This is a genomic window from Dactylosporangium sp. NPDC050688, from assembly GCF_040654515.1.
GTDB lineage: Bacteria > Actinomycetota > Actinomycetes > Mycobacteriales > Micromonosporaceae > Dactylosporangium.
In genome coordinates this window covers 25,736-33,420 of the sequence record NZ_JBFAIC010000093.1, presented here as the reverse complement: position 1 = coordinate 33,420, position 7,685 = coordinate 25,736, and the positions used below count along the sequence as shown (strand labels likewise).

6 protein-coding genes are annotated in these 7,685 nt (G+C 76.3%); all 6 read right to left on the bottom strand.

Translation table 11 applies throughout. The features are described 5' to 3' along the window. Window positions 1-71: 71 nt before the first annotated feature. Window positions 72-869 carry a hypothetical protein gene (locus tag AB0H83_RS46790; protein ID WP_360108725.1) on the bottom strand — a complete coding sequence of 266 codons (798 nt, stop codon included), beginning with the start codon at window positions 867-869 and terminating at the stop codon, window positions 72-74. A gap of 131 nt (window positions 870-1,000) precedes the next feature. Continuing rightward, complete coding sequence (locus tag AB0H83_RS46785; RefSeq protein ID WP_360108722.1) at window positions 1,001-3,307, bottom strand: BTAD domain-containing putative transcriptional regulator; 2,307 nt, start codon at window positions 3,305-3,307, stop codon at window positions 1,001-1,003. Continuing rightward, complete coding sequence (locus AB0H83_RS46780) at window positions 3,304-4,116, bottom strand: methyltransferase domain-containing protein (RefSeq protein WP_360108719.1); 813 nt, start codon at window positions 4,114-4,116, stop codon at window positions 3,304-3,306. Before AB0H83_RS46780 ends, AB0H83_RS46785 begins: the two co-directional genes overlap by 4 nt. Further along, window positions 4,101-5,252, bottom strand: a complete 1,152-nt coding sequence (locus tag AB0H83_RS46775; RefSeq protein WP_360108716.1) for an aminotransferase class V-fold PLP-dependent enzyme — start codon at window positions 5,250-5,252, stop codon at window positions 4,101-4,103. Before AB0H83_RS46775 ends, AB0H83_RS46780 begins: the two co-directional genes overlap by 16 nt. Next, on the bottom strand, window positions 5,249-6,295 hold the full coding sequence (locus AB0H83_RS46770; RefSeq protein ID WP_360108713.1) for an NAD-dependent epimerase/dehydratase family protein: 1,047 nt from the start codon (window positions 6,293-6,295) through the stop codon (window positions 5,249-5,251). The genes AB0H83_RS46775 and AB0H83_RS46770 overlap by 4 nt, the downstream gene beginning before the upstream one ends. After that, window positions 6,292-7,458 carry an NAD-dependent epimerase/dehydratase family protein gene (locus AB0H83_RS46765; RefSeq protein ID WP_360108710.1) on the bottom strand — a complete coding sequence of 389 codons (1,167 nt, stop codon included), beginning with the start codon at window positions 7,456-7,458 and terminating at the stop codon, window positions 6,292-6,294. The genes AB0H83_RS46770 and AB0H83_RS46765 overlap by 4 nt, the downstream gene beginning before the upstream one ends. Between the last annotated feature and the right edge of the window lie 227 nt (window positions 7,459-7,685).

Sequence of the window (7,685 nt, the reverse complement as noted above, 5' to 3'; positions counted from 1 at the left end):
GAACTACTGGACCGGACCCTGATCTGGAACCAGCGCCACCTGCTCCACGCCCTGCGCGAGTACGAACAGTTCTACAACCGGCACCGCCCACACCACGGCATCGCGAACGCACGCCCGCTCCGCTCGCTACCCACACCGATCACCGACCCAGAACAGATCACCCGCCTCGACATACGAAGACACGATCGCCTCGGCGGCATCCTCCACAAATACCGACATGCCGCCTGACCTCTGCGGATGAGATTTTCGGCAAGGGCAAGGTTGCTGCCGGCCAGCACCGACAGGTCGGCGGCGCCCGCGCCGGTGGTGCGGCGGAACACCTCCGCGGCCAGGCCGTCCCGGCGCGGCTCGTCGAGCGCCGCCCCGGTGGCCAGCACGGGCTGCCGCGCCAGGGTCCTGGCCTGCGCGGCGGACGCCTGGTTGACGCTCACGTTGTGGCTGGCCTTCCAGCCGCCGCCGTCCTGCCGGAGGAACTGCGTCACGTCCGCGAGCGCCAGCTCGGCCCCGCTCACCTGCAGCGAGGCCACCACCAGGAAGCAGGCCGGGTCCCCCTCCGGGATGGCGAACCCGGGCTGGGTGTGCCGGAACGACGGCGGCGTCCGTTTGGCGTGCTTGGCCCGGTTGGCCGCGGCGAGGCTGGCGTCCAGCGAGGGCGGCACCTCCTGCGCCTTGAGCCCCACCGGGTCCGCGGCACTCGACGCCGCCGAGTCGGCCTGGTCGAACGCGGCGAGCACCGCGGCGGCCGCCTCCTCCGGGAAACCGGCGACCGCCGCCCCGGCCGGCTTCCCGCCGACCTGGTCGGCGCTTGCACATCCGGCCGCCAGCACGGCCAGTGCCACCACCACCACACCCGCCGCCAGCTTCGTCATGTCAGGAGTATGTGACCGCCGGCCCCTGCCCACCGACGATGGCCGTCGATGCTGCCACCGCCCCGCGGACCCTGCCACCGAACGATGCAACGGTGCGTGCGCTGCTCGGTGCCCGTCCCCGGACGCCCGTGCTAACGCCGCCCGGCGGCCGGCAGGGGCGGGTCGGCGCGGCCTCGGTCGTCGTCCCCGGCCAGGGCTGCGGCCACCCGCACGGACAGCTCGGGCCAGTCGCGGTCCCGGGCGAGGGCCAGCACCGCCGCGAGGTTCGCCCGCTCCTCGATCAGCCACCTGCCCGGGTCGGCGAGGGTCCGGTCGAGCAGGTCCACGGGCGGCCCGTCGCCGCGGGCCGGCGGCGCGTCGATCCGCCGCAGCGCCTCGGCGGCCAGCACCCCCCAGGTGTGCGCGGCGCGGGTCACCGCGTCCGCCGGCGCACCGCCGCCGTCGGCGCCGAGCACCAGCGCGGCGACCAGCCGGTGCACCCGGTAGCGGTTCGGCCCCGGCGTCGCCTGCGGCACGACCGTGAGCAGGTGGCAGCGGACCAGCTCGTCCAGCGCCCGGACCGCCTCGCGGGGGGCCAGGCCGGAGCAGGTCACCGGCACCCAGTCCGGCGCCGTCGGCGTCGGCAGCCCGGCCACCGTGTCCAGCACCTGGGCCGCGGCCGGGCTCAGCGACGCGTACGCCGCCGCGAGGCCCTCCCGGACCGAGACCCCACCGACGGCGAGCTCGTCCAGCAGGTGCCGGGGGCAGCCGAGCAGGTCCGCCAGGTCGGCGAGCCAGGTCCCGGACCGGACCCGGGCCGCCGCGACCCGCAGCGCGAGCGGGTGCCCGCCGCACGCCCGGACGACGGCCCGGGCAGCGTCCGGCTCCGCCGCCGCCTGGCCGGCGTCCAGGTGCGCGGCCAGCACCTCCAGCGCCGCCGCCGGCGGCAACGGGTCGACCCGGTGGCGCAGCGCGCCGGGCAGGTCCAGCAGGTGCCTGCTGGTGACGACGACACCACAGCCGGGCGCGGCCGGGACGAGCGGCTGCACCTGGTCGACCGAGCCCGCGTCGTCCAGCACGACGAGCAGTCGCCGGCGGGCGAGCAGGCTGCGGAACAGCGCGGCCCGCTCGGCCAGCGTGGCCGGGATGTCCCTGGGATCCACGCCGAGCCCGCGCAGGGCCTGGGCCACCGCGTGCTCCGGCCGGCACGGCTGCGGGGCGCTGCCGCGCAGGTCGAGGTAGAGATGCCCGTCCGGATGTCCGGCCGCGGCGGCGTACGCGACGTGCACCGCCAGGGCGGTCTTGCCCACGCCTGGCATGCCGTGCAGCAGCAGCACCGGTGGCGCGGGGCAGCCGTCCAGGCGCGTCGTGCCGGACAGGCCGTCGACCAGGAGCGCGACCTCGCCGGCACGGCCGGCGAACGGGACCGGGGCCGGCGGCAGCTGGGCCGGTCCGTGTGGCATCCGCGGGCCGGCGGACCCGTCGTCCGCCGGGGCGGCCGCCTCACCCGGGGCCTCGTGCGCCAGGCTGAGCGCCGGGTCCTGACGCAGGATCGCCGTCTCCATCTCGGTCAGGGCGGGCCCGGGATCCAGCCCGTGCTCCTCGGCGAGCAGCCGGCGACCCTCGCGCGCGACCCGCAGGGCGTCCGGCTGCCGGCCGCTGCGGTACAGCGCGAGCATCAGTTGCACGCGCGGCCGCTCACGCAGCGGATGCCTGGTGACGTGCTCGGTCAGCTCGGCGATCAGCCGGTGGTGCCGCCCCAGCGCCAGCTCCAGGTCAACCAGCCATTCGTACTCGTCGACCCGCAGTTCCTCCAGCCGGACGCGGGCCGGCTCCAGCACGTCGCCGCCGGCCCCGGACAGCGCCGGACCGCGCCACAGCGCCAGTGCCTCGCGCATCAGGTCGGCGGCGGCCGCCTGCCGCCCGCGGCCGGCCTCGGCCCGCGCCAGCGCCACCCGGTCGGTGAAGAGGCTCAGATCCAGCTCTTCGGGGCGCACGTCCAACCGGTACCCGCCCGGAAGGGTGGTGATCGGCTCCACCGTCGGGCAGGCGGCCCGGACGGCCCTGCGCAGCGCGTGGATGTCGGACTGGATCTGCGCCCGGGCCGTGGCCGGTGGTGCGGGACCCCAGGTCGCGTCGATCAGCCGCTCCATGGTCACCACCTGGTTGGCGTTGAGCAGCAGGTACGCGAGCACTGTCAACCAGCGCGGCCGGTTGATCTCGACACTGCGGCCCCCCACGGTGATGCCGACCGGGCCGAGCACGGTGCAGCGCAGCGGCATGGCCGCGGAATCGGGATCGGGATCGGGCCCCGGCCGGCCGGCGGGGACCAGGTGCGTTGCGTCCGGTGCCGGGCCGCGAGCGCCCGGCGTGCGGCGCGGCTGGTTCCTCGGGCGCGGCGCGGCCCGGTCCAGGGCAGGGGGCAGGCCGGCGCCCGAGCCGCCGGCGACGTCGCTCACGGTCGCTGCCCCACCAGCTGGAGGTACCGCCCCGTCCTGGACAGCACCGGATCCTGGCCGGCGGCGAGATCCAGCGCGAACACGGCGTCCGGATCGGCGCCAGACCCGGACGGGGCTGCGGCGAGCACGTCGTTGAGGACCCGCACCCCGTAGCTGCCGAGCACACGCAGCCCGGCGGCCCGCATCAGCCCGGCGAGCTCCTCGAGGGGCAGCGCCGGGCGGGTGAAGCGGTGCCCGTCGAGGCCCACCGTCAGCGTGCCGGAACGCAGCTGGTCGAGCAGGTCGGCGGGGTCCGCGCCGCGCGCGGCGGCGGCCAGCAGCTGCCCGTACGGGTTGCCGACCACCACCGAGACCAGGCAGCCGGACGGCAGCGGGCGCAGGCAGGCGGCCAGGGCGCCGACCGCGTCCGGCACGTACTCCAGGACGTTGTGCAGGCTGAGCCCCAGCGGCGCGCGCCGGGCCACCAGCCGGGGAACGTCGTCGACGGTGCCCGCGACGATGTCGCAGCGCTCGATCAGCCCCGCCGCGGTCAGCCGCTGCCGCGCCGCGGCGCGCAGGTCGGCGGCGGGCTCGAGCAGGGTGACCCGGCGGCCCTGGGCGGCCAGGTCGGCGGCGAGCAGGCCGTCCCCGGCACCCACGTCCAGCCAGCTGCGGTGGGCCGCGGTCAGGTGCCGGTCGAGGTTGGCGGTGATCAGCCGGTGCCGCAGCCGCTGCCACGGCGTCGCCATGAGAGCCGTGTACCGGTCGGCGAGGCCGTCGAAAGCGTGCGGCGCGGCGGGGTTCACAACGGCGTTCACAGCGTCGCCCACAGCCGCTCCAGGTCGTCGTCCGTGGTGTAGTAGTGCGGCGCCAGCCGGACGTGTGCGACGCCCGAGCCGGGCATCCGGCGCACCGACGTGACCACCCCGCCGGCCAGCAGGCGCTCGGCCAGGACGTGGGCGTCGACGCCGGTGGGGCGGAACGCGGTGATGCCGCTCCACTCCGGCTCGCCGGCCCCGGGCACGTGGTGCCCGCGGCCGGTCAGGCCGGCGACCAGGGTCCGGCGCAGAGCGCGCAGCCGGTCGGTGACCGCCGCGACGCCGACGTCGGCGAGCAGGGTCAGCGCGGCCCTGAGCCCGAGCAGGCCCAGCACGTTGAGGGAGCCGGGCTCGAACCGCCGGGCGTCCTCAGCGAGCGGCTCGCCGGCCGCGTACCGCTTGGGGTCGCTCAGGCTGTGCCAGCCGACCGCCGGCACCCGCAGCCGGCCCAGCAGCGCCCGGCGGACGTAGAGCACGCCCATCCCGGTCGGGGCCAGCAGCCACTTGTGCCCGTCGGCGGCGAGGAAGTCGACGTCGCGGGCGTCGAGCGGGAACGCGCCGAGGGTCTGGATCGCGTCGACGGCGAGCAGCACCGACCGCCCGCGCAGTGCCCGGCCGAGACCGGCCAGGTCGGCGACCGGGCGGCCGGTCACGAAGTGGGCGGTGGACAGGACCACCAGCCGGGTCCGGCCGTCCACGGCGGCGAGCACCTCGTCGGTGCCCAGCGGCGCGTCGCGGTACGGCAGGGTGTCCACCTCGACGCCCTGCTCGCGCAGGTTGGTCCAGGGCAGCAGCAGGCTCGGGAACTCGTCGGCGAGCACGAGGACGCGATCGCCGCGCTGCCAGCGCAGCGCCCCGGCGACGGTGCTCAGCGAGGCCGAGGTGGACGGGCTCAGCGCGATCTCGCCGGCGTCGACGCGGAGCAGGCCGGCGGCGAGCCGGCGGGTGTCGTCGGCCAGGCCCGGGCAGAGCAGGTCGAACTGGCCCTCCCGGGCGGCCCGCCGCAGGTAGCCGGTGATCGCGTCGGCCACCGGCTGGGGCAGCGGGGCGACGGCGGCGTGGGCGAGGAAGGTCCGGTCCCGGGTCACCGGGAAGGTCTCGCAGCGGTACGCGGGGTCGCGCAGCAGCCGCTCCAGCAGGCCGCTCATCCGGTGGGCACCCCGGCGGCGTACCGGACGGTGCGGCCGAGCCCTTCGGCGAGGGGCACCACCGGCGCCCAGCCGAGCTCGGCCCGGGCCCGGCTGACGTCCAGGCACTTGACGATCGGCCGGTCCCGCCGGGGACCCCGGAAGATCGGCTCCCGGGCCACCCCGTCGTACGCCTCGCTGACCATCCGCGCCACGTCACGGATGGCGGCCGGCCGCCCGGAGCCGAAGTTGTAGCAGCTGCCGGGGTGCGTGGCGAGCCGTTCGGCGACGCGCAGGTAGCCCGCGACCATGTCGCCGACGTAGAGGAAGTCCAGCCGGGTCGTGCCGTCGTCGCGGGCGCCGAAGTCGTACGGGCCGCCGTCGCGCAGCTGCCGGAGCGCGTGCGGCACGAGGCGGGAGGTCTGCCGGTCGCCGGGCCCGTAGGTGTTCATGAACCGGCACACCGAGGCGGGCAGGCCGAACGTGCGGGCGTACGCCTGCACCGCCACGTCGGCGGCGATCTTGGAGGCGCCGTAGAGGTTCGCGCCGGCCCGCGCCGGGTCGTCCTCGCGCAGCGGCCGGTCGTCGTGGTGCTCACCGTAGTAGCCGCCGGTGGAGGCCAGGACGAACGCCTCCACGTGCCCGGCCCGGCGGACCGCCTCCAGCATGGTGTAGGTGCCCCCCGCGTTCACCGCGAGCGTCTCGGCCGGCGCGCGGACGCTCTCGGGCACCAGCGGCTGGGCGGCCAGGTGGAACACCGCCTGCGGCCGCCACCGGCGCAGCGCCTCCCCGACGGCCGCCTCGTCGCGGACGTCGCCGCGGCGCACCTCGACGGCCGTCCGCTCCGGCGCCGCCGCCAGCACCCCGGGCTGGTCCGGGTCGCGGTCGAGCACACCGACCTCGGCGCCGAGCGCGACCAGCCGGACCACCAGGTGCCCGCCGCCGAACCCGCAGCCGCCGGTGACCAGCACCCGCCGGCCGGCCCAGAACGCCGCCGGACCGGCCACGCCGGGGGTACCGCGCGTCTCGGCGGCACCAGGCTGCGGGGGCTGCGGGGCGTTCATCGCGCCGTCCCGGCGAGCTCCGGCCGGGCCGCGGGGCCGAGGTGCCAGGCGCGGGCCGCCCGGGCGGTCCGCTCGAGCCCTTCGTCGAAGCCGACGCGCGGCCGGAAGGCGGTGCACCGGCCGAACTTCGTGCCGTCGAGATGCTGCCGGCTGATCGTCGTCACGCCAGGCTTCTGCCCGCGCACCACGACCCTGAACCCGTTGTCCATGATCTTCGCGGCCCGCGCCGGGTCGAGACCACCCTCGTGGCAGGCGGCGGCCTCGACCACCCGGCGCAGCACCTCCGGTGTGCTCAGGTTGACGCAGCCGGCGATGTTGAACACCTCGCCCCGGCAGGCCGGGCGCACGGCGGCCAGCAGCAGCGCCGTCACCACGTCGTCGACGTAGATGTAGTCGCGCCAGTGGTCGATGGACTCGAAGTACAGCTCCGGCGCGGCCGCGCCGGCGGGGTCGAACACGAACGACAGCGCCCGCGGGATCAGCCGGTAGCGCCAGTTCGGGTCGTCCGGGCCGAACACGTTGCACAGCCGCAGCACGACGGTCGGGACCTGGAAGGACTGGTGGAACGCCTGGCCCATGACGTCCCCGGCCAGCTTCGCCGCGTCGTAGATGCCGACGCCGCGCAGCGCACTCTGCTCCGTGTAGCGGGTGCCCTCCATCTCGCCGTACACCTTGTCCGTGGACGCGATGACGACCGAGTCCGGCAGGGTGGCCGGCGCCCGGCGCAGCGCCTCCAGCAGGTTGACCGTGCCGAGGGCGTTGGTGGCGATCGCACCGGCCGGGTCGTGCGCCGCCCGCTCGATCACGGAGTACGCCGCCAGGTGGAACACCGAACGGAACGAGCCGCCGGCCAGCGCCCGCTGGACGTCCTCGGGGCGGCGGATGTCGCCGGCCACGGTCCGCAGCCGCCCGGTCGCGGCCGGCTCCGCCGCGCGCAGCCAAGCGGTCCGTGCCGAGGTCCGGTTGTTGTCGTTGTCGAAGACGGTCACCTCGCCGCCGAGCGCCAGCAGCCGCCGCACGAGGTGGCGGCCGAGGAACCCGAGCCCGCCGGTCACCAGGTAGCGGCCGTCCGCGGCCAGTTCGAGGGCCGGCTCGGCGGCAGAAGGCTGCGGCGGCTGCGCAGGGGCGGCGGCTGCGGGGTGCACCGGAGACTCTGCTTCCACCACAACCTCATTCACTGTCAGTGACGACACGCTGCCGCGGCAGGCTGCCGTCCGCCGCGCCCCGGCCCGCTGTGGGCGGGAAAGCGAACGGCCGGTGCGACCCAGGCTAGGTATTTGCTATCCGGCCAGCAACGCCGTGCTGATCTCGTAAAGATAACGCGCCGCATCGACGGCTTTCTCGCCCCGACAGGCTCACGCTGCGTGCTCGCCCGCGTCGCCGACTGTGC

Coding starts and splice junctions, on each gene's coding strand:
- AB0H83_RS46770 (WP_360108713.1), bottom strand. CDS start 6,295: ATGAACGCCCCGCAGCCCCCGCAGCCTGGTGCCGCCGAGACGCGCGGT.
- AB0H83_RS46790 (WP_360108725.1), bottom strand. CDS start 869: ATGACGAAGCTGGCGGCGGGTGTGGTGGTGGTGGCACTGGCCGTGCTG.
- AB0H83_RS46775 (WP_360108716.1), bottom strand. CDS start 5,252: ATGAGCGGCCTGCTGGAGCGGCTGCTGCGCGACCCCGCGTACCGCTGC.